17 protein-coding genes and 1 tRNA gene are annotated in these 21270 nt (G+C 63.9%); 9 read left to right on the top strand and 9 right to left on the bottom strand.

All coding sequences use genetic code 11. The features are described 5' to 3' along the window. Positions 1-33 precede the first annotated feature (33 nt). Together QW881_RS06820 and QW881_RS06815 are read right to left on the bottom strand one after the other, a co-directional pair. Entirely contained in the window at positions 34-966 is a 933-nt protein-coding gene (locus QW881_RS06820) for a sugar kinase (RefSeq protein ID WP_315754155.1), read from the bottom strand. Next, complete coding sequence (locus QW881_RS06815) at positions 953-1990, bottom strand: SPFH domain-containing protein (protein WP_316158571.1); 1038 nt, start codon at positions 1988-1990, stop codon at positions 953-955. The genes QW881_RS06820 and QW881_RS06815 overlap by 14 nt, the downstream gene beginning before the upstream one ends. Positions 1991-2107: 117 nt before the next feature. Here QW881_RS06815 and QW881_RS06810 point away from each other — a divergent pair, with 117 nt between their 5' ends. After that, the gene (locus QW881_RS06810) at positions 2108-2857 is read left to right on the top strand and encodes an NUDIX hydrolase (protein ID WP_315737568.1); all 750 of its coding nucleotides are present in this window, start codon (positions 2108-2110) and stop codon (positions 2855-2857) included. 72 nt (positions 2858-2929) lie between these two features. Here QW881_RS06810 and QW881_RS06805 read toward each other — a convergent pair whose 3' ends face one another. Continuing rightward, positions 2930-3478 (bottom strand): hypothetical protein, encoded by a 549-nt coding sequence (locus tag QW881_RS06805; protein WP_315754157.1) that lies wholly within the window; start codon positions 3476-3478, stop codon positions 2930-2932. Positions 3479-3807: 329 nt separating this feature from the next. On the opposite strand from QW881_RS06805, the gene QW881_RS06800 reads away from it, so the two are divergent. Then, entirely contained in the window at positions 3808-5034 is a 1227-nt protein-coding gene (locus tag QW881_RS06800) for a CaiB/BaiF CoA-transferase family protein (RefSeq protein ID WP_315754158.1), read from the top strand. Between the two features lie 122 nt (positions 5035-5156). Here QW881_RS06800 and QW881_RS06795 read toward each other — a convergent pair whose 3' ends face one another. Next, on the bottom strand, positions 5157-5402 hold the full coding sequence (locus QW881_RS06795) for a hypothetical protein (RefSeq protein WP_316158572.1): 246 nt from the start codon (positions 5400-5402) through the stop codon (positions 5157-5159). Positions 5403-5439: 37 nt separating this feature from the next. Continuing rightward, the gene (locus QW881_RS06790) at positions 5440-6111 is read right to left on the bottom strand and encodes a TetR/AcrR family transcriptional regulator (protein ID WP_315754162.1); all 672 of its coding nucleotides are present in this window, start codon (positions 6109-6111) and stop codon (positions 5440-5442) included. A gap of 232 nt (positions 6112-6343) precedes the next feature. Here QW881_RS06790 and QW881_RS06785 point away from each other — a divergent pair, with 232 nt between their 5' ends. Together QW881_RS06785 and QW881_RS06780 are read left to right on the top strand one after the other, a co-directional pair. Then, positions 6344-7579 (top strand): acyl-CoA dehydrogenase family protein, encoded by a 1236-nt coding sequence (locus tag QW881_RS06785; RefSeq protein WP_315754165.1) that lies wholly within the window; start codon positions 6344-6346, stop codon positions 7577-7579. A 147-nt stretch (positions 7580-7726) separates the two neighbouring features. Beyond that, positions 7727-8785, top strand: a complete 1059-nt coding sequence (locus tag QW881_RS06780) for a phosphotransferase family protein (protein ID WP_315754167.1) — start codon at positions 7727-7729, stop codon at positions 8783-8785. 151 nt (positions 8786-8936) lie between these two features. Here the strand turns inward: QW881_RS06780 and QW881_RS06775 are convergent, their stop codons facing one another. Beyond that, on the bottom strand, positions 8937-9218 hold the full coding sequence (locus QW881_RS06775) for a hypothetical protein (RefSeq protein ID WP_316158574.1): 282 nt from the start codon (positions 9216-9218) through the stop codon (positions 8937-8939). 345 nt (positions 9219-9563) lie between these two features. Here QW881_RS06775 and QW881_RS06770 point away from each other — a divergent pair, with 345 nt between their 5' ends. Next, positions 9564-9920, top strand: a complete 357-nt coding sequence (locus tag QW881_RS06770; RefSeq protein WP_315754171.1) for an NIPSNAP family protein — start codon at positions 9564-9566, stop codon at positions 9918-9920. A 970-nt stretch (positions 9921-10890) separates the two neighbouring features. Here QW881_RS06770 and QW881_RS06765 read toward each other — a convergent pair. After that, complete coding sequence (locus QW881_RS06765; protein WP_315754173.1) at positions 10891-11676, bottom strand: SDR family oxidoreductase; 786 nt, start codon at positions 11674-11676, stop codon at positions 10891-10893. A 146-nt stretch (positions 11677-11822) separates the two neighbouring features. Here QW881_RS06765 and QW881_RS06760 point away from each other — a divergent pair, with 146 nt between their 5' ends. Together QW881_RS06760 and QW881_RS06755 are read left to right on the top strand one after the other, a co-directional pair. Then, on the top strand, positions 11823-12530 hold the full coding sequence (locus QW881_RS06760) for a histidine phosphatase family protein (protein ID WP_316158576.1): 708 nt from the start codon (positions 11823-11825) through the stop codon (positions 12528-12530). Positions 12531-12680: 150 nt separating this feature from the next. Further along, positions 12681-13448: an SDR family oxidoreductase gene (locus tag QW881_RS06755; RefSeq protein ID WP_315737581.1), complete on the top strand. Its 768-nt coding sequence runs from the start codon at positions 12681-12683 to the stop codon at positions 13446-13448. A 183-nt stretch (positions 13449-13631) separates the two neighbouring features. Here the strand turns inward: QW881_RS06755 and QW881_RS06750 are convergent, their stop codons facing one another. After that, positions 13632-14867, bottom strand: coding sequence for a serine hydrolase domain-containing protein (locus tag QW881_RS06750; RefSeq protein ID WP_316158577.1), 1236 nt, complete (start codon positions 14865-14867; stop codon positions 13632-13634). Positions 14868-15017: 150 nt separating this feature from the next. Between QW881_RS06750 and QW881_RS06745 the strand changes: the two genes are divergently transcribed. Both QW881_RS06745 and QW881_RS06740 read left to right on the top strand, forming a co-directional pair. Then, positions 15018-15093 (top strand) — tRNA-Trp (locus QW881_RS06745). A gap of 74 nt (positions 15094-15167) precedes the next feature. Continuing rightward, positions 15168-16889 (top strand): phage integrase N-terminal SAM-like domain-containing protein, encoded by a 1722-nt coding sequence (locus QW881_RS06740; protein ID WP_316158578.1) that lies wholly within the window; start codon positions 15168-15170, stop codon positions 16887-16889. 1014 nt (positions 16890-17903) lie between these two features. Here the strand turns inward: QW881_RS06740 and QW881_RS06735 are convergent. Next, the gene (locus QW881_RS06735) at positions 17904-21266 is read right to left on the bottom strand and encodes a phage tail tape measure protein (protein ID WP_316158580.1); all 3363 of its coding nucleotides are present in this window, start codon (positions 21264-21266) and stop codon (positions 17904-17906) included. Positions 21267-21270 lie beyond the last annotated feature (4 nt).

Here is a 21270-nt window from a genome sequence, read left to right as displayed (position 1 = left end):
TACGCTGCCAACGACGCGACCTGCGGGACCGAACTACACGATCAACCGTCCTTGTCGCTCCGCAATCCCGATCACGGCCTCCGTGCCGGCGTTGAAGTCGAGATGGTCGGCCTCGATGCCGTCGGAGAAGATGACGCCGTTCTCGGGCATCAGCGAGCGCAGCCGCAAGGTCTCCGCGCCCATGAGGCCGCCGCAGACCAGGGAGGCCTGCGAGGTCTTGCTCGGGAACGGCTCGCGCACGGCGAAACGAAGCGCGCGGGCGTCCCAGGGCAGGGGAGTGTAGTCGCCGCCTGTCCTGCGGCTGCCGAAGCTGCCGGCGATGGCGAGCGCGCCGGTGACGATGCTCTTGAACCAGGCGGTCGAGCCGAGCCCCGTTGCCACGATCAGGCCGCTGGAGGATTGTCGCTCATGGCTGTCGCGCATCGTGATCTCGTAACGGGCCGAGACATGGGTGCGCGCGCCGATGAAGAGGTCGTTGACGGCGTGCAGCACCTGGCCGTCGGCCAGACTCGCTCTTGCCATGGTCACCGCCTTGGCGGCGCGCTTGTCGGCCGCGACCTCGGGCAGGACGCTCGCGAGATCGGCCGGCTTGAACGGCAGCAACACGCCGTCATGCCGGGCCGCGTCCGGGTTGAGGCCGAGCAACGGCTGGCCGTCGAGATATTTCATCGTGTTGGCGACGAGGCCGTCCGGGCCGAGCGCCGCGACGATGTCGGCCGGGCCGAACAGGAAGTTCGGCAGGAAGCTGCGGTCGACGATCTGGTAGCGGCCCCAGCGTTCCAGCGTCTGGACGCTGGTCAAGCGCGCGGCCTGGTAGGCCGCGTGCTCGCGCTCATAGTCGGAGAAGTCGGCGCCGAGATGCTCGACATAGAAGCGGGCCTGGTCCGCGGTGAGGAACCTTGCGATCAGCTCCTCGAGCCGCGTTCTTCGCGTGACCAGCACCACCTTGCGGTCATTGCCGGACACGGGCGGCCTCCGCGGGCTTCTGCATCAGGCTGTTCAGGAGCTCCGGCGAGACGTTCAACTGCCCGATCTTCTCGGCCTTCTCGGCGAGCCCCGAGAACGCCTGCGCGATCAATTGCCCCGGCTGCATGCCGGTGGCGGCCAGCGCCTGGATCACGCGGGTGTCGACACCCTCGAAGATCTTCATCAGCGCGCCGACACGATAGGCTTCGGCATCGGCCAGCGTGCGGGTGTTCGACGCATTCAGCGCGACGAAGTCCTTTCGCTTGGCCTCCAGCCCGATGTCGGCGACCATGCCGGCCTCGCGCAGCTCGTTCTTCTTCGCCGCGACGCTGGCCTCCGCGTCCATCTGCGTCTCGCGGATCGAGCGCTTCTTCTGTTCGACCGCAATCTCGGTGTCGAGTTCGCTCTCGCGGATCGCCCGCTCGCGCTCCACGGCAAAGTTGCGCCGTGCGAAGATGGCTTCATCGGCCGTCTTCAGGATCGCCTCGCGCGCCTCTGCTTCGAGCGCCTTGGCGGTCTCCGGCGTCGGCTTCACCGCCCGCACGGCGACGCCGAGGATCTCCAGGCCCAGCGCCTCGATGTCGGCGCGCCGCTTCAATCCGGCCGCAATCGTCTCGGCGATACGGTCGGAGGCGCGCAGCGCTTCCTTCAAGGTCATGTCCTTAACCGCCTGCTGCGCTAGCACCTCGACCGCGCCGAGCACGCGCTGCGGCAGCTCCTCCGGGTCATCGGACTCGTAGGTCTTGCCGTCGCGCTTGAGCGTGAAGTTGAGCATCGCCGCCGCCTTCCTCGGCTCGCCGATGCGGTAGGTGACCTGGCCCTGGATCGTCAGCGTCTGAAAGTCGCGGGCGATCTGCTGGAAGATGAAGGCGGCGTCGCGGCTGCCGATGGGGATCGCGACCAGCGAGGTCGCGGGCCCGTAATAGAAGGTGGAGAGCCCGGCGCCTTCCTCGACCACGGCGCCGGCGCGGTATTTGAGGAGGTAGGTGGTGGGTTGGGCCTTGATGAAGCGAATGCCGAACATGGCGGCCTCCTGACGTCTGATGGCATAAGTGTGTTACGCCAACTAAGTAAGTTGGACAGTACAACTAAGCGTGCTAGTGTCAAGGGGCAAAATTCGGCAAGGCGGTCAGGGGGCGGCATGGCGGGACGGCAAGAACCAGGCGGCGGCGCGGGCGAGATCGGGCGAGGCGGGGCCGGGCTTAATTTCCCGCGCCCGTTGACGACGGTCGACGTCGTCATCTTCACGATCCGCCTGGAGGCGCTGCACGTGCTGCTGGTGCGCCGCGGTCACGGCGAGGGTGAGCCGTTCCCGGACGCTTTCGCGCTGCCGGGCGGCTTCGTCGATGTCGACACGGATCGCGATCTCGAAGCCTGCGCCCGGCGCAAGCTCGTGGAGAAGACCGGCGTCGTCAGCCCGTATCTGGAGCAACTCGGCAGTTGGGGCAGCGCGAACCGCGATCCCCGCGGCTGGTCGGCGACCCACGCGTATTTTGCGTTGGTCCCGGCGTCAGCGGCGGAGACGGCGCTCGCCGCGGACGCACAATGGTTTCCGCTCGACGGGACCGGCGTGAAGCCGAAGCTCGCTTTCGATCATGCGGAGATCCTGCGCGCTGCGGTGCAACGACTGCGCAACAAGGTCGAGTACACCTCGCTGCCGGCCTATCTGATGCCCGAGGAATTCACCTTGCCCGAACTGCAGCGGACCTACGAGGTCGTGCTGGATCGTGCGCTGGAAAAGAGCGCGTTCCGGACCCGCATGCTGTCGGCTGACCTCATCGAGCCAATCGCCAAGATGCGCAAGGGGCCGAACCGCCCGGCGCAGCTCTACCGCCTGAAAAAGACGGCTGCGCCGGTGTATTTCGCGCGGACGTTCAATGCGCCGGAGTGACGCCGCCGGTTTCTCCACGTAGCCCGCATGAGCTCTGCGATAGACCGCGGGCACAATGGCGAGACCGCCGGATCATGCCGAGAAGTCGACCACCAGCGACTTGCTGGACGGGCTCGACGAGCTGGTGCCGCTGGCGCTGTAGGACGAGGTCTTGCTGCTGTTCGAGCTCTGCAACGCCTCGAGCAGCTTCTTCAACAGCTCCTCGACCTGGGACGAAGACGACGAGGAGGAGGTGCTCGACGTGGTGTCGGTGCTGGACTCATCGCTCGTCGGGGCCGGCGGCGGACCGCCGGCGCCACCGCCGGAGAACGCGTTGGCGAACACGGTCTTCAATTCGGTCGCCTGGTCGGAGGTGAGCTTGCCGCTGTCGACCTCGCTCTGGATGAGATCGTCGATCTTCGACTGCATCTCCTCGGGCGAGGGCGGCGTGCTGGAGGTCGACGACGAGGACGAGCTGTTGCCGCCGCTCTTCAATGCGGAGTCGATGTCGTCGAGCGCCGACGACAAGGCGGTCTGGTCGGTCGAGCTGACCTTGCCGGCCGAGACTTCCTTGGTGAGCTCCTGCTTGAGCAGGTCGAGCGGCGAAAAGCCGCTCATCGAGGAGGCAGAGATCGACGTCATGGCGTGCTCCGGGTAAGACATCAAACCTGTCTCCAGCTGTGGTTGTAACGCTTAACGGCTCCTTGTTCCCTGTGTCCGGATGTGTCTGGACTCCCGTCGCACACAAAACGAAGCAAGAAGGTCGGCGCGTGCCCCGGGTGATTGCGGGTGCATTCCCATGGGAGCTACCGGTTCGGTGAGCGTCGCGAATCCGGGTGACATCCTGTGCCGGGCAAGGCCGCATGCCGCCAGCGCAGTGCTCCGGGGCACGAAATGGTGTATCCGCGGGTGACAGGCGGTGCCTCGCAGAGCAAATCCGCCACAAGGAATAAATCTCCCGGAGGAACTCCATGTCGGCCCTGCCGCTTTCTGGCATCAAGATTCTCGATCTGACGCGCGTGCTGGCCGGACCTCTGTCCGCGCAGATGCTGGCCGATCTCGGCGCCGAGGTGATCAAGATCGAGCGGCCGGGCACCGGCGACGACGCCCGCGCCTTCGGCCCGCCTTACCTCAATGACCCCGAGGGCAAGGCCAACAATAACAACTCGTTTTACATCTGCGCCAACCGCAACAAGAAGTCGGTGACCGTCAACATCGCAAGCCCGGAGGGGCAGGAGATCATCCGCGCGCTCGCCAAGGATTGCGACGTCTTCATGGAGAACTACAAGGTCGGCGATCTCAAGCGCTACGGCCTCAACTATGAGGCGATCCGCGCGGTCAACCCGGAAGTGATCTATTGTTCGGTCACCGGCTTCGGCCAGACCGGGCCGTATGCCCCGCGCGCCGGCTACGACGCGATCTTCCAGGCCATGGGCGGGCTGATGAGCGTCACCGGCCACATGGACGGCGAGCCGGGGGCGGGGCCGATGAAGGTCGGGCCGTCGATCGTCGATTACATGACCGGCATGAACACCTCGATCGGTATTCTCGCGGCGCTGTATCACCGCGACGTCAATGGCGGCGGCGGCCAGCACATCGACGTCTGCCTGTTCGACACCGTGATCGCCTCGCTGTCGCACTACGCCCAGATCTTCCTGGTCAACGGCAAGTCGCCGCCGCGCCGCGGCACCTGGGGCAATGGCGGCATGCCGGCCGGCGTGTTCCGCTGCACCGACGGCGAATTGATGCTGGTGGTCGGCAACGACGCGCAATTCGCGCGCACCTGCGCCGTGTTAGGGGCGCCGGAGCTCGCCACCGATCCGAAATTCGTCAAGAACAACGACCGCGTCGTCAATGGCAAGGAGATCATGGCGATCTTTGCCGGCCTGTTCCTGAAGAACTCGGTGGCGCACTGGCTGGAGGAGCTCGAAAAAGCGGGCGTGCCTTGCGGACCCGTCAACGATTTCGCCCACGTCTTCGCAGACCCGCATGTGCGCTCGCGCGGCATGGAGGTGAAGGTCGAGCACCCGTTCGAGCCGCAGCTGTCGCTGATCCGCAATGCGCTCACCTTCTCGGGCACGCCGATCACGGAGTACCGCGCGCCGCCGCTGCTCGGTGAGCACACCCGGGACGTGCTGGCGCAGCTCGGCTACGACGAGACGAAGATCGCGGCGTTGAAGCAGCAGGGCGTGGTGTAGCCGCGTAGCCGGCATGAGCGAAAGCGACATGCGGGATCGCCACTACCGCCGGTGAGGACCCCGGATGTCGCTGCGCTCATCCGGGCTGCAGTTTGAAGCAGAGGACGTGGTGTAGCGTACGATCAGTGGGCGTGGCGGTGATGCCGGTGCCGCTTCGCCTTCCACGGGGAATAGGAGTGCGGCGCTTCGAACAACGGGGCCCGCGGCGGCGCGCCCAGCTGCTGCCGTGATTCCTGCAGGCGGCGCTGATAGCCCGGCGAGTTCATGATGCTGGCGGCGGCGCCGCGGGCCAGCACCGGCTCGCTGGCGGTCACCATCGCGAGCGCCGCGGCGGCGACGGCCATGATCAATCGCAGGCGCTGCGTCATCAGGCGAGCTTCCTTCTCATCCAGCGGAGCACGAGGTCTAGCGCGCCTCGCGCGCTGCGACCTTGGCCTGTGACTTTGCCGCCGGTACGCGCGTCGTCAAGCCGAGCACGGCGCCGCGCACCACCCGCGCGATCACATCCTCGACATCGTCGAGGTCGCATCGGCCGTCGGAGAGCTTGGTCAGCCGCTCGCTCTCGCGGATGGTGTGATGCGCCATAGCGAGCGCAAAATGCAGGCCCCAGAACAGGTCGACCTCGGAGCTCTCCGGCAAAGCGCGCTTCATCGCCGCGGCGAACTTCCGCAGATGGTCGATTTCCTTGTTCTTGATGCGGCGGATTGGCGGCACCGATTCGATCGAGGCGCGGATCATGAATTGCGCCACCGCCGAGCGCTGGTTCTCCGGCCCCAGGCAGCCGCGCAGGATCGGGCCGACCAGCGCGCGCAGGATGTCGCTGATGTCGGCGCGGCCGCCGCCCGCATCCTCCGCTGCGCGCAATTCGCGCAGCCGCTCGCGGTTGAGCGCGATCGAGCGGGTCACGAACAGTTCGGCGATCAGCTCGTCCTTGGAGCCGAAATGATAGTTCACCGCGGCGAGATTGACGTTCGCCTCCGCCACGATGTCGCGCAAGGTCACGTCGGAGAAGCCGCGCTCGGCATAGAGCCGCTCGGCGGCGATCAGGATCGCAGTCCGGGTCTGGTCGGTCGCCATGCTGGTCCTCCCGAACGACGAAGCGGGGTGGGCAGTTGCGTTTCAAACAATTGTATGAAACTATTGTTTGAGACGGCCGGAATGTCAATCGCGGTGCTTCCGCGGGACGAGATTTCGGCGCTGCAGCGACGGTTCGCGCGGTCGTGCCGCGCAAGATCACACTTGCAAGAACGCGACGTGCGGACCGACACTGCGGTCAAAACAATCTCGAGGAAACCCTGAGGAGAGTCCCATGGACTTCACGATGTCGGCGAAGCAGCAGGAATGGCTGGAGCGCGTGCGCAGCTTCATGACCAAGCATGTCCGCCCGGCGGTGCCGATCTACAAGCAGCAGGACGCCGAGGGCGATCGCTGGAAGGTGATCCCGATCCTGGAGGACCTCAAGGCCAAGGCGAAAGCCGAAGGCCTCTGGAACATGTTCATGCCGCCGTCGGAGCACGAGGACGACGAGTTCCGTGGCGCCGGCCTGACCAATCTCGAATATGCGCTGCTGTCCGAGGAGATGGGCCGCATCTCCTGGGCCTCGGAGGTGTTCAACTGCTCGGCGCCCGACACCGGCAACATGGAGGTGTTCATCCGCTACGGCTCCAAGGAGCAGAAGCGCAAATGGCTGCGCCCGCTGATGGACGGTGAGATCCGCTCGGCCTTCCTGATGACGGAGCCCGCGGTGGCCTCGTCCGATGCCACCAACATCGAAACCCGCATTACGCGTGACGGCGATCATTACGTAATCAACGGCCGCAAATGGTGGTCGTCGGGCGTCGGCGATCCCCGCTGCAAGATCGCGATCCTGATGGGCAAGACCGATCCCGCCGCTGCCAAGCATCAGCAGCAGTCGCAGATCCTGGTGCCGCTCGACACCCCCGGCATCAAGGTCGAGAAGATGCTGCCGGTGTTCGGCTTCGACGACGCGCCGCACGGCCACGCCCAGGTGCTGCTCGAGAACGTCCGGGTGCCCAAAGAGAACATCCTGCTCGGCGAGGGCCGCGGCTTCGAGATTGCGCAAGGGAGGCTCGGTCCGGGCCGCATCCATCACTGCATGCGCACCATCGGCAAGGCCGAGGAGTCGCTGGAGAAGATGGTGCGCCGGCTGATGACGCGCCAGGCCTTCGGCAAGAAGATCATCGAGCATTCGGTGTGGGAGCAGCGCATCGGCGAGGCCCGCACCAACATCGAGATGACGCGCCTGCTGTGCCTCAAGGCCGCCGACATGATGGACAAGGTCGGCAACAAGACCGCCCAGGGCGAGATCGCGATGATCAAGGTGGCGGCGCCCAACATGGCGCTCAAGATCATCGACGACGCGATCCAGGCGTTCGGCGGCGCCGGCGTGTCGGACGATGCGGGTCTTGCCAAGGACTACGCCAACATCCGCACGCTCCGTCTTGCCGACGGCCCGGACGAGGTGCACAACCGTGCCATCGCCCGGCTCGAGATGAAGAAGTACGCCAACGAGCCGCGGCATTGACGCAGACCTTGTAGGGTGGGCAAAGCGTCGGCCCGGGCGCGAAAGCGCGCGGGCAGGCGCGTGCCCACCATTCCAGTCTCCGAGAAAAGCGGTGGGCACGCTTCGCTTTGCCCACCCTACGTTCAATATGACCCAAGGGAGTTCGTCGTGGCCGACGGCGTCAAGAAGGACGAAGAATTCTCCGGCACCAAGCCGGTCGAGGAGCGGCACCGCTTCGACGAAGCCAAGCTCGCGGCGTGGATGGCCGAGCATGTCGAGGGCTATGCCGGCCCGCTCACCGTCGAGCAGTTCAAGGGCGGCCAATCCAATCCGACCTATCGGCTCAACACGCCGGCGCGCTCCTACGTGCTCAGGCGCAAGCCGTTCGGCAAGCTCCTGCCGTCAGCGCATGCGGTCGATCGCGAATTCCGCGTCATCGCAGCGCTCGGCAAGCAGGGCTTTCCCGTCGCCAAGGCCTACGCGCTGTGCAACGACGACAGCGTCATTGGTGCTGCCTTCTACATCATGTCGATGGAGGAGGGCCGGGTGTTCTGGGATCCGACCCTGCCGCATGTCGACGCGCCGCAGCGCCGCGCGATCTTCACCAGCAAGATCGAGACGCTGGCGAAGTTGCACACCTACGATCCCGCCGCAATCGGCCTCGCCGATTTTGGCAAGCCCGGCAACTACTTTGCGCGTCAGGTCGACCGCTGGACCAAGCAGTATCGTGCGTCCGAGACCGAGCATCTGCCGGAAATGGAGAAGCTGATCGAGTGGCTGCCGCGCACCTTGCCGGCGCAGCAGCGCGTCTCGATCGTGCATGGCGACTACCGGCTCGACAACATGATCTTCCACGTGACCGAGCCGCGCGTCATCGCGGTGCTCGACTGGGAGCTGTCGACGCTCGGCGATCCCATGGCGGACTTCACCTATCTGCTGATGCAGTGGATCATGCCGGGCCTCGACGGCGTCGACCTGAAGGCCAAGAACATCCCGACCATGGAGGAGGCGGCCGCGATCTATCGCGGCGTCACCGGCACCGAGCTGCCGGACCTCAACTGGTACTTCGCCTACAATCTGTTCCGGCTCGCCGGCATTCTGCAGGGCATCATCGGCCGCATCCGCGACGGCACCGCCGCCAACGACAAGGCGATCGAATCCGTCAAGCGCATGGTGCCGATGACCAAGCAGGCCTGGGCCTACGCGCAGAAGGCGGGCGCGGCGTAGTCGCGTCGTAGCCCGCATGAGCGCAGCGACATGCGGGGCCAGCGCTCCTGCCGGTGAAGACCCCGGATGTCGCTTCCGCCTTCGCCGGTTGGGCTTCGGCGGACGAGCCGCTCATCCAGGCTACGCAGCGACCACCCACCAGCTTCGGGGCTCAGCGGCCGCCGCCGCCACCACCGCCCCCGCCGCCGCCGCCTCCGGCCGCGGTCATGGCGCTGCTGTAGCGCGGGTCGGTCTGCTTCATGTAGGTCGGCGAGGTGTCGGAGGTGCGATGCCGCGAGGGCTGCGGCAGCAGCTCATAGGTTCCGCAGGAGCCCCAAGAGCTCAGCTCGCAAGGCGACAAATTGAGCTGACGTGCATGGGCGCCGGTCGCCCCCGCGCCGGCCGCAATGGCCCCGATCGTGGTGAGCAGCCGCAGTTTCGACATCCTCGACATCTGATCCATCCTTCGGTTTGGCGAAGCCGAAATGGTCCGCTTGCGAGGTTCGACGGCGCCTCGGAGCAGCCGGTTCGAAGATGCGACCGGAAAAAGCGCGGCTAGCGCTGACATCCTCGTTTGAACCCGATCGCCGCTCGCGGCGACGTCACGCTTTCCGTAGCCCGCATGAGCGCGAGCGACATGCGGGGACACACGAGCTGCACGCGAGCCCCCGGATGTCGCTTGCGCTCATGTGGGGCTACGCCTTCGTACCCGCGACGATGGCGCCGACCGCCGCGCGACCGTGATGTGATGCGCCTTGCTGCTTGGCGTGCAACGCCCATATCCACGTGGAGAGCCGTCATGATCCATCAACTCCGCATCTACGAGATCTTCGAGCACAACAAGGCGGCGTTTCACGCCCGCTTCCGCGATCACGCCGCCCGCATCATGCGCACGCGCCATGGCTTCCAGATCGTCGCGATGTGGGAGAGCCGGTTCGGCGAGCGGACCGAGTTCGTCTACGTTCTGGAATGGCCGGACGAGGCCACCAAGATGGCGGGGTGGGCAGCCTTCATGGCGGATGCGGAATGGGCCGAGATCAAGCGCATCACCCATGCCGAGCATGGTCTGATGGTCGGCCAGATTGAGGACCGCCTGCTGACGTCGGTCGACTACTCGCCGGCTGTCGGGCGAAGCCTGTTGCCGCCGGATCGATGATCCCAGGTAGGCGCCGGCGGTGCCCGCCGGGCAACTCGGATGCGCGACGTCAGGGCGGAGCGATGATGAGTGCGATCCGACGATGTGAAAAGGCTGCGCCTACAAGGAAAGTTTGTGTGGTTCTTCAGCGCGATGAGCGCCGTCGTAGGCCCATGCTCAAATTTTTAACTTTCGCTTTTTCGGAATTTGTGATTTGATTGCCGCCATCCCGCCTCAACGAGAGGGGCGTTGCGCGCGATCGTCACGACACGCGAGGCGGGGAGGCGGTGGCCGCGGAGATGCCGCAGCGTAGTTTGCTACGCGGACGAACGGCAGCTCGCGGACGTGAAGTCGCAGGGTGCTGACACCCCGATGCTGGTGTCACGTTCGCGACGGCGCTAACGCGCCGCGCGGATCATGGTGGCCAACAAGCCCGGTGCACCAGGCAGACTGCGTATAAGCGTGAAGACCATCGCGCAGGGAAGGCCGGGTGTTCTCGGCTGCACCTGTGGTACCTGCCGCCTGCATTTTTTTCGCAGGCGGGCCGCAGGCGTCAGCCGACGCCTGGCCTTCCCTGCGCCCTCGATGCGAGAGGGCGGTGAAATTCGGGATCACTCGGGCGCGAAGGCGTCGCGGGAAGAATTTTGCATGATTGCACGCGGTCATCATGATTGAACTCCGTCGCTGCGCTCGCAATGACGGCTGCAGAAAGGAACGTCGCCTGACGGACAGCCGGCAGCCACGTTGCTCGCGCGATTCCGCGGTATGGGTTCCCGCGTTCGCGGGAACGACAGCGGAGTGTGTTGCGCGCAGCTGTGCCGAACGGGCCGCAGTGGCGCGGCAACAACAGCTGCCGTCCCGGCGGACGCCGGGACCCATACCGCGTGATCTGGCGAGGGACGTCGCTGTCAGTTGCGGGCTTCATTCCGGCCAGGGGATATGGGTCCCGGCGTCCGCCGGGACGACACCGGTGTTTGGCGCGGCAACCCGGCTAAATCGGTTTTCCCGCGTATGGCATCGACGCCGTGAGGCCGCCGTCGACCGGGAAAGCCTGGCCGTTGACGTAGGAGGCCTCGTCGCTGGCGAGGAACAGGCCCATGGCGGCGATCTCGTGCGGCTGGCCGGCACGCTTCAGCGGATTGAGCTGGCCGATCTTGCCTTCGGTGCCGCGCTCCTTGGCGCCGTCGAAGATCGGCTTGGTCATGCCGGTCTCGATCAGGCCGGGACAGACCGCGTTGATGCGCACGCCGGTGCCGGACAGCGAATAGGCGGTGGTCTGCACCAGGCTGATGACGCCGGCCTTGCTTGCGGCATAGGGATGGCCCGAGGCGCCCGACTTCAGGCCCGCAACGGAGGCCGTGCAGACGATGGCGCCGCGCTGCTGCCGCACCATGTGCGGCATCGCGTATTTGACCGCGAGGAACGGCCCGATCAGGTTGATGCGCAGGATCTCCTGCCAGTGCTCGACGGTCTGCTCGGCGATCGGGATCAGCCCGCCGGAGATGCCGGCATTGGCCCAGATCACGTCGAGCTTGCCATAGGTCGCGACGGCGCGATCGATGAAGCCGCTGACATCGGCCTCGGAGCCGGCGTCGGCGATCACGGCCTCCGCAATGCCGCCCTGCTGCTTGACCATTTCGGCCGTCTCCTTGACGCCCTCGCTGCGGTCGACCGCGATCAGCCGCGCGCCTTCCTTCGTGAACATCAGCGATGCGGCGCGGCCGATACCGCTGCCGGCGCCGGTGATGATGACGGATTTGCCTTCGAGGCGGCCCATGTTTCCTCCTGCTTCAATTGTAATCAGTTGCGTGCCGCGCAACGGAATTCAAACGCCGTTTCAAACGTGCTGAGATCGCCAAGCGGCTTGAGACGATCTAGGCCTTCACGTACAGCGAGAGACGAGCGGAGGGAAGGGTTTGAGCGATGTCGGCTGATGGAACGAAACCTTCTGTCGTCACCACGCGCTGGTGGTGGGTGCGTCACGCGCCGGTGCGCAGCGATGGCGGCAACATCTACGGCCAGTCCGACATCGCCTGCGATACCTCCGATCGCGAGGTGTTCGAGGCGGTCGCGAAAATCCTGCCGCGCAGCGCGGTGTGGTATGCGAGCAATCTGATGCGCACGCATCAGACTGCGGAGGCGATCTGGGCCGCCGGATTCCCGCGTCCCGCAGCGATGATCAGGGAGACCGCTTTTGCCGAGCAGCATCTCGGGCAATGGCAGGGCATGAACCGCGCCGCGTTCCTGGCGAGCCGGCCGGCGGGCAGCCACTGGTTCGCCGACATCGATGAGCCGGCGCCGGGCGGCGAGAGCTACATGGATCTGTACACCCGCGCGACAGCGGCGATTGCGCGTATCACGGTTTCGGAAGCCGGCCGCGACGTCATCGCCGTCGGCCATGGCGGCACCATCAAGGCGGCTGTTGGCCTGGCGCTCGGCGGTCTGGTCGAGAAGGGGCTGGCCTTCGACATCGACAATTGCTCGGTGACCCGGCTCGACCACATCGTGGCCGGCGAGACCAGCACATGGCGCCTGCCAATGGTCAATCAGCAGCCGTGGATCGCGGATGCAAGGCACAAGGCGATGCATCAGCCGGCCGGGCCGGAGCTGACGACGAGCAAGCTGGCGTGAGGCGTCCCGTAGCCCGGATGAGCGAAGCGACATGCGGGTTCACCGGGACAGCACGTGAGACCCCGGATGTCGCTGCGCTCATCCGGGCTACGGGACTTACAATGAGCCGTCGCAGCCGACGACATTCCAACAAGCCAAGGAGGACTCCCAATGACCCTGTTCGACATGACCGGCAAGGTCGCCGTCATCACCGGATCCACGCGCGGCATCGGGCTCGCCATTGCCGAGCGCATGGCCGAGCACGGCGCCAAGGTGGTGATCTCCTCGCGCAAGGCGGATGTCTGCGATGCTGTCGCCAAGGAGCTCAATGAGCGATTTGGAGCGGGTACCGCGGCCGCGGTGGCCGCCAACATCTCCAGCAAAGAGAACCTGCAGAACCTCGTCGACGAGGCCAACCGCATCTACGGCAGGATCGACGTGCTGGTCTGCAACGCGGCGTCGAACCCGTATTACGGGCCGCTCGCGGGCATCTCCGACGATCAATTCCGCAAGATCCTCGACAACAACATCGTCGCCAACAACTGGCTGATCAGCATGGTCGTGCCGCAGATGATCGCGCGCAAGGACGGTTCGATCATCATCGTCTCCTCGATCGGCGGCCTGAAGGGCTCGACCATTCTCGGCGCCTATGCGATCTCCAAGGCCGCCGACATGCAGCTCGCGCGCAACCTCGCTTGCGAATACGGCCCGCACAATGTCCGCGTGAACTGCATCGCGCCCGGCCTGATCAAGACCGATTTTGCCAAGGCGCTGTGGGACAATCCGGAGAACCTGAAGGCCTCCACCGCGCGCTCGCCGCTGCTCCGCATCGGCATCCCCGACGAGATCGCGGGGGCCGCGGTGTTCCTGGGCTCGGCGGCCGGCAACTTCATGACGGGGCAAACGATGGTGATCGACGGCGGCGCGACGATCAGTTGAGGGGGACATACGGGTGTGGTGCGCGATGACGCCGCCACACTCTCAACTGTCGTCCCGGCGAACGCCGGGACCTATAACCACCGGCCGCCATGAGGCAGGCAACTGGCAGTGATGACCTTCGACAGATCACGCGATATGGGTCCCGGCGTTCGCCGGGACGAGAGCATTTGCTGCGCGCCGCCCTCACTCCACCGCCGCGTACACCACGTCGCGCACCAGCGTGCGCAGATAGTCGCGCTGTCCGGGAGCCTGGGCCATGAACACGCAGAACAGATCCTCCTTCGGATCGATCCAGAAGAACGTCCCGGCGATGCCGCTCCAGAAGAAGGTGCCGGCCGAGCCGGGGAAGGGGGCGATGCCGGCCTCGCGGCGCACCGCGAAGCCGAGGCCGAAGCCGTGACCGGGCGACAGCAGCGTGCCCTGCGTCTTCACATGTGGACCGAGATGGTCGGAGGCCATCAGCTCGAGCGTCTTGCGGCCGACCAGCCGGGTGCCGTCGAGGCTGCCCTTGCCGAGCAGCATCGCGCAGAACCGGGCGTAGTCCATGGTGGTCGCGACCAGGCCGCCGCCGCCGGATTCCATCAGCGGCTGCTCGGTCATCTTGAACAGGTTGACGGCCTCGCCGGTCCACGGGTCCTTCGCGAACGGCTCGGCGAGCCGGTGCGCATTGGCCTCGCTCGTGAAGAAGCCGGTCTCATTCATGCCGAGCGGCTTGAGGATGCGCTCGGACAGGAAGCCGCCGAGCGATGTGCCTGCGACGACCTCGATGATCCGTCCGAGGATGTCGGTCGAGCGGCTGTAGTTGAACTCAGCGCCCGGCTGGCAGATCAGCGGCAGGCCGGCGACGATGGCCGCGTGCTCGGCATTGGTGATCTTGCGGCTGCGCACCCGCGATTGTTGGTAGAGCTGGTGCACCGGCCCGGTGCCGGTGTGCTCATACGCCAAGCCCGAGGTGTGGCGCAGCAGGTCCTGCACCGTCATCGGCTGGGCGACCGGTACAAGCTCCAGCTTGCCGCCGGTCTCGACGCCCACTTTCTGCTCGCCGAATTCCGGGATGAACTTGGCGACCGGGTCGGACAGCAACAGCTCGCCGTCCTCGACCAGCATCATGATCCCGAGCGAGACGATTGGCTTGGTCATCGAGAAGATGCGGAAGATCGAATCCGGCCGCATCGGCGTGTCGGCGTCGGGCGCTTGCCGGCCGATGGCGTCGAACCAGCCGATCCGGCCGCGGCGGCCGACCAGCAGGGTGGCGCCGGGGATGGTTCCCTTGTCGGCCTCGCGCTTGAACGCATCCGAAGCTCGCTGCAGCCGCGCCTGGGACAGGCCCAGCGCCTCGGGGCGGTCATCCGGCAGCGGCGGCGTCAGCGAGCGGAGCGCGGAAAGGTGCGCGCTGGATGCGGCAGTCGGCGGGGTCATGGGCTCTCCCTGAAGTCCTGTTGTCGGTTTGCATCAAGTCTGGCGCGGAAGTTGTGGTCTGACCAGTCGATTTGCCCCATTGCACCCTTGCATTCGGGGGGAGGTCTATGCTTCAAAGCGCGCGAACCGGCGACACTGTCCCGGCTCGCTAGGAGTGTAGCTCAATTGGTAGAGCACCGGTCTCCAAAACCGGGGGTTGGGAGTTCGAGCCTCTCCACTCCTGCCAGCTAAGTGCTTGAAATCCTTAAATTCTGGGCTATTTGATCGAAAACCGGTACACAAAACCGGTGTACATCGACCATGAGCCTCAGAAAGACCTACGTGACCAAGCGCAAGGATTCTACCCAAGCTCAATTTCGGATGCGGGTGCCAACACGTGTTCTAAATCGTGTCCGAGGGAGGCGCGTGATCCTGCCCCTTGGCGACCTGACGGTCACCACGACTTTCGGCAATGTCGTCAGCTTCTCGCTCCGCACGAACGATCAGAAACTGGCCCAGCGCCGCGAGCGGGCCGCACGCGAAGCGCTCCAGAACATCTTCGACGCCGCGGAGCAGGGGCCTCAGCAACTTGATCATCGGCAACTCGTCGCTCTCTCGGGCGACGTTTACAGGCTGTACGTTGAGATCTACGAGCGGGACCCGGGGACCACGTTCCAGTGGGCGGCCCACAAGGCATTCGCTCGTGCCGCGATGGAGGGGCGGCTCAAGGCCTCCGCCATCGTTCCCGGCCAGATTGCCCGTGACGAGGTCGACCAGGCTTCCAATATCTTCGGCGATGATCTCACGGCCGGCGTGAATGCCCTGCCGCCTGGTGAACCATACGAGGCGCTCGAAGCGCGTTTTGGTCTCTTGGCGGATTGGGCCCTGTCCCAGCGCGGCATCGAGCTGGATCCGGATACGCGGCGGAAATTCATGGTCCAGGTTGCGTCGGCGTCCATCGATGCTGGTTGGCGTCTCAAGCGCGCCGCGGCGGGCGATTACACGCCCGATCCGAGGGCGGCTCGCTTTCCTCCATTCGAGACGAAGGACTCCTCCGTAACCCTGCAATCGCTGCTGGAGGGCTGGTGGACGGAAGCTGCTGCCGTCGGGCGGAAGCAGTCGACCTACGAGGCCTATTCCGGCACGATCGAGACGCTGTCTGCGTTCCTCAAGCACGATGACGCTCGCCGGATCACCGAGGCCGATATCCTGAGGTTCAAGACACACCGCCTCACAGAAGTGAGCCCCAAGACGGTGAGAGACAAGGACCTCGCCGGGCTCAAGAGCCTGTTCCGGTGGGGTGTCTCGAATCGTAAGCTGACATCCAACCCGGTTGAAAACGTCACGGTACTCCGGGGCAAACGGCGCCGCACACGTTCCCCGGGCTTCACTGACCATGAAGCAGCCGAAATCCTGAGCCGGTCGTTCAACTATCGTCCCGAGGGAAATGAAGGTGCACACTCAGTGGCCGCCAAGCGTTGGTTGCCCTGGCTCTGCGCTTACACCGGCGCCCGAATCGGCGAACTGGCCCAGCTTCGAACGCAGGACGTATTTCTAGACGCTGAAACTTGGTGCCTCCGAATCACTCCAGAAGCGGGGACAGTGAAGACGGATCAGGCTCGCGTCGTGCCAATCCACCAGCACATGATCGACCAGGGTTTCCTTGATTTCGTAAGAGGGCGTCGCGATGGTCCTCTGTTCGCGGACGGGACCCGTGTCGACGGAAAGCCGGTCGGTTCGGAGAGTCTTGTCAACCGCTTGAGGGACTGGGTTCGCGCGATTGTCCCGGACCCGAACGTTCAACCCAATCATGCCTGGCGTCATCGGCTGAAAACGCAGTTCCGCGATCTCCGCATTGAGCAACGGGTCGCGGATGTGATCCAGGGCTGGTCGGAAGAGGACTCAAACAACGCAGGAAGTGGGTACGGCGAGGTCAGCCTGAAAGCAAAGGCAGACGCGATCAAGGCTATCCCACGTTATCAAGTCGAACAGACGGTTCGGAACGCTGTTCGTCGGGACGCCGCTTGTCCGACGGTATCTTAGGCCCGAGCGCGCAATCCAGTTTGGTCCACCCGAGCAGGCTCACCCCTTCGCTGCTCGTTCACGAGCCTTCATGGCTTTCCATTCTTCCCATGCACTCACTGGCTCCGCGAGAGGCCTGATACCCGAAGCGCGATCCAACCACAGATCGATAGCTTTTCGATCCCATCGCTGCGTGCCGGGAATCGGACCCGGTACAATGCCTTTCTGTATCCAGGAATCAAACGCGGCCTTCGTTTCGCATCCGCAATACTCAGCCGCTTCTTCCTTTGTCATGCCTCTCGGTGCAACGCTCGCCCAACGAGAAGATCGCCGCTCCGCTTGAGTTTTCTGGTTCGGATCTGGTTCGTCACGCATGGCACGAGTCTCTTCCGGTGCAGGGATACTTTCCGTGTGTCGATAGATAGGTATTTCATATGTGCTTACTGAATGGAGCGCGGACACGTCGGGCTGAGCGTTGTCTCAGCTCATTTGTTCTTGGAGGAAGAAGGGCTGGGTTTCTCTTTCGTCTTCCGTTCAGACCTATGAATCTGCATCAAACGTCTCAATTTTTCTTGCGGGGAACGACCACCATCTTCCGCGGGTGACCGTGATCTCAGCGAGGCATATGAAATATTCCAATGCGCTTGTGGCTGAGCCTGGCGTCGACACAGCTGTCTCATAGCCTCTATGTCGGCGAAAGTCGTATAGTGCTTGTTCGCGATCATCTCGTAAGCTAATCGGCCTCGCGATATTTCTCTTCGCAGGCTCGCCAGCTTTATCGATCCGTCCGGGAATGCGAGCCGAGCGGCGATATCCAACCGTAGGGGAGTGTTGGGGCCGACGCTATTTGCATCGGGTAGATGTAGCTCTTTTTTCGGCATTGTTTCCTCTCACGTCGGTTCAATCGCAAAACCACCGATGCGTCATGCCAGGTGATTGTCGGTTCTACCGCTATTTTACGAGAGATCAGGCCGTATGGCCATTTGCATTGATGCAAATCGGAAACAGACGACCCTCGTTAGAATCCTCGGTGGTTCAGGTGTATTCTGTTTCGCTGTCGTGGGCGCGCCAGTTCATCGACTCGTCAATGCGACGCTGAACCAGCAGCGCCAGCGCTTCTGGGTCGTGCGAACCGCCGTTGATATGAATCGCGACATTTCCGTAAGTGCTACGACCGAGTCCGAGACCGGCGTCCGGAATCGATGGAGCCGGAACATTCCTTACGGCGTTCGTAGGCGCGGGCACGTTCTGGATTGGAGACGATCTGCGTCGAAGCTGATACTTGCCGGGGCGTTCCCAACTGTAGCCGACCGCATCCCCGTGGTTGCCAGATATCATCTGGATGGCGCCATCCTCGCGGACTTTGCCGGTTGCCATGCCGACGTGATGCGGCGCGACCATGACGTCACCGCGCTTCACCGCGCCTTCGACGGCAGAGCCCCATCGATAGAAGCTTGCCGCCGCCGCGCTGCCGGTGCCCTTGATGCCATTCTCACTGAGTGCGGCATTGACGAAACGAGCGCACCATGCGTTGACGTTCCCGCGCGGATCAGCCTTGATGAAGTCACCAATTTCCCGGGTATTGGTCCACTCGTTCTTGCCGACGAACCGCTCTGCCGTCTTCACGGGGTCGCCGAGATCAGACGGAGTTGCCTGAGAGTCGGCCATTTGACCCATGAACTTCCCGACACCAGTGGACCAGTATCTGTTCAAGCCGCTCGGATCGCTAGCGGCTCCAACCGGAGCATAGATTTTGCCCATGCGGCCAAGATCGCCGCCGGCACGCTGCCAGTTCTTTGCGACAGTGGACGCTGTTTTACTAATTCCGGCATCGAGGCTACCGAACTGCATCTTGCGAGCCATGCCGGTTGCAGGATCCATGATCCCGCCCGGGTTATTTCCGCTCAGGTTTCGACCTTGCCCCGTCTCATGGGCCATGATGGCTGCGAGCAGCGCGGGGCTGATTCCATTGGCCTTCGCGGCTGCCACTACCTGATCGCACTTGCCTGCCATCGCAGTGCCAGCGAACATCCGGTCGAATGCCGACCTGTTTAGGCCGCTCGCCATGCTGCCTCCCGTTCCGGAAAACGAAGGCATCCGATCGCGGCGGATGATGCCACCGGACCCAATACCAAAGTTCGGAAGGATGCTGCCGGGCGTGCTCTTAAACAGAGCGGTCGGGCTGGCGCTACCAAGTGCCGGTTGGATTGGAACGAGCGATACACCAGAACCGCCGGCGACGAATGAAGAATGCTCGACGATCGCGCCATATTTTGCAAGCTGATCCTTCAGCTCATCGACGGCCGAGGACGTTCTGCGGCGGCCGGAGAAGTCCGTAGGCGCGCCCTCTTTGCCTTGACCCTGCTCTTTCTTGAGGCGCTTCTCTCGCTCCTTTTTGAACTCCTCTTGCAGCGCCTTGAAATCTTCGGGGCTGTTGTCCGGCCTGCCATCGCCGTAGAGCAGCATGCCGAGCCACCCGGTCAATGGGGCCGCTACACGTCCGGCCACCTTTGGGGCTGCCTTCTTGATGAATTCCTTACCAGGAACCAAGCTGGCGATCCATTCGACCCACTTGCCAATGCGCCATAGGAACGCGGTAACGGCTCCGAGCACCGTAACGAGCGGCGTAAGGAAGCGAAGCACCAACGTGAAGCCGAGTAGTTCGGTGGCGAACTTCGCCATGGCCTTCGTGTCACCTACGTTAACGCCGGCAAAGTTTGCGATGCCGGTAAAAACGTCTTTTAGGGTAGACCAGACGGCCTTGATGCCTTCGGCAATGCCGCGGCCTATATCACCGTACTTCTTAGCATCGCCTGCCGACGCCCCGCCGAACGCATTATCTAACAGTTCCTTCCATGAGCCATATCCGAACCCGGTCCGGATGCCAGCAACGAAGTTGCGGATGTTCTCGGTCAAACGGCTGTAGTCGAATGCGTTGCTGAAGTCGCGGAACCAGTCGCTTATCTCTTCGAACGCATCGGTGAAGCCGCCGCCGATGTGCTCGAATGCGAGAGCAAAGCCCTGGACGATGCTGTTCCACCGACCTTGGAGCGAGTTGGTTTTGAGCTTCGACGCTTCCGCGATCTTGTCCGTCTTTTCTTCAACGGCTTTCCTGGTTGAGATAATCTGATCGATGGCGTTCCCGATCTGCAGAATCTCATCGTCCCAAGATTCTCCTCCGAGCAGCCGAGCAACATGGGTTCTCCTCTGGTCGGAAAGCGACTTCATGCGCTTGAACATGTCGATCAGGAGATTCATGGGGTCGTCGGCCGCGCGTCTCGACATTGCAGACTTGCTGCCGAGCCCAAGCAGTCTCGCTGCCTGATCTAGATCCTTTGCCTTCTGACCTCTCGCGTTACTGCCGCCGACCAGCGTAGAAATCAGGTTGCTGATGGCGTTGCCGGCCTTGCCCGGCTGTACACCACTGGAGACGGCGACGGACAGGAGCGTTGCAAGGTCACGTTCGTTGAGCTTGCTCATCGAAAGTGCGGCGTTGCCCTTCTTGAAGCCCTGAATTACCTCATCAGGATCAGCGGCCGTCTCTGCAGCTGCTACGCCGATCGCGTTCATCATGGCAAGCACGCGCTTCGGATCGACGTTCCTGACATCTCCGCCGAAGATGGTGGCCACCTTGCCGCTGAGCTTAATCAGTTGGTTGACGTCCAACTCAAGCGCAGACGTCGCCTCTAGCGCGCCCTGCGTGATCTGGCGAGCAGCGCCCCTGCCGAACCCCGCTTTCAGCGACTCGGTGAAGCTGTCGATGATCTTGCTGGCGGACTCGCCAAACTTGATTGAAGACTTGTCGATCCAGTCCCTTCGCTCGCTCTTGATCTCATCGCGGCTAAGGTCTCCGAAGATGGACGCCTTCACCTCGCTCAGATCGGATTGCATACGGCGCTTGAGGGCCACTCCGATGCCGCCTGCTGAGGCCACGCCACCGATCGCGAGTTGGCGGACGGTCGGTCCGGGAATGCGGCCAATACCACCATATCCCAATCGGCCACTACCACGTTCGGCTGATCGTTCGGCTCTGCGCTCTGCAGCAGAGCGACGCTCGACCTGACGCAGATAGCCGGCTTCCATCCGCTCAAGTGACTGAAACATGCGCCGCGTATCGCTGACACGCTGATCGGCCGCCTTGCGCCAGACGTCAGACATGGAGCGGGCGGCAGACTTGCCGGTGTTCGCGAGACCTCGCATCTGTTGCGCGGCTGCCTGCGCTGCCCGGTTGAAGCTGTCCATTGACGTCAGGCCGGCCCGTCCCACGCCAGATAGCTGGTTGTTGATCCGCTTGGCGATGTTTTCGAACTGCTTAAAGTCCGCGATCACTCGCTTAAGGACCGGCGACATTTCATTGACGGCCGTTAGGCGGGCGTGGATATCTAGGTTTTCTGACACGTCT

It is taken from the genome of Bradyrhizobium sp. SZCCHNS3016 (assembly GCF_032484535.1).
Classification (GTDB): domain Bacteria; phylum Pseudomonadota; class Alphaproteobacteria; order Rhizobiales; family Xanthobacteraceae; genus Bradyrhizobium.
The sequence above is the reverse complement of the archived record's forward strand: the minus strand, read 5'-3'. Positions and strand labels throughout refer to the sequence as shown.

Coding starts and splice junctions, on each gene's coding strand:
- QW881_RS06815 (WP_316158571.1), bottom strand. CDS start 1,990: ATGTTCGGCATTCGCTTCATCAAGGCCCAACCCACCACCTACCTCCTC.
- QW881_RS06810 (WP_315737568.1), top strand. CDS start 2,108: ATGGCGGGACGGCAAGAACCAGGCGGCGGCGCGGGCGAGATCGGGCGA.
- QW881_RS06805 (WP_315754157.1), bottom strand. CDS start 3,478: ATGACGTCGATCTCTGCCTCCTCGATGAGCGGCTTTTCGCCGCTCGAC.
- QW881_RS06800 (WP_315754158.1), top strand. CDS start 3,808: ATGTCGGCCCTGCCGCTTTCTGGCATCAAGATTCTCGATCTGACGCGC.
- QW881_RS06795 (WP_316158572.1), bottom strand. CDS start 5,402: ATGACGCAGCGCCTGCGATTGATCATGGCCGTCGCCGCCGCGGCGCTC.
- QW881_RS06790 (WP_315754162.1), bottom strand. CDS start 6,111: ATGGCGACCGACCAGACCCGGACTGCGATCCTGATCGCCGCCGAGCGG.
- QW881_RS06785 (WP_315754165.1), top strand. CDS start 6,344: ATGGACTTCACGATGTCGGCGAAGCAGCAGGAATGGCTGGAGCGCGTG.
- QW881_RS06775 (WP_316158574.1), bottom strand. CDS start 9,218: ATGTCGAGGATGTCGAAACTGCGGCTGCTCACCACGATCGGGGCCATT.
- QW881_RS06770 (WP_315754171.1), top strand. CDS start 9,564: ATGATCCATCAACTCCGCATCTACGAGATCTTCGAGCACAACAAGGCG.
- QW881_RS06765 (WP_315754173.1), bottom strand. CDS start 11,676: ATGGGCCGCCTCGAAGGCAAATCCGTCATCATCACCGGCGCCGGCAGC.
- QW881_RS06760 (WP_316158576.1), top strand. CDS start 11,823: ATGTCGGCTGATGGAACGAAACCTTCTGTCGTCACCACGCGCTGGTGG.
- QW881_RS06755 (WP_315737581.1), top strand. CDS start 12,681: ATGACCCTGTTCGACATGACCGGCAAGGTCGCCGTCATCACCGGATCC.
- QW881_RS06750 (WP_316158577.1), bottom strand. CDS start 14,867: ATGACCCCGCCGACTGCCGCATCCAGCGCGCACCTTTCCGCGCTCCGC.
- QW881_RS06740 (WP_316158578.1), top strand. CDS start 15,168: ATGAGCCTCAGAAAGACCTACGTGACCAAGCGCAAGGATTCTACCCAA.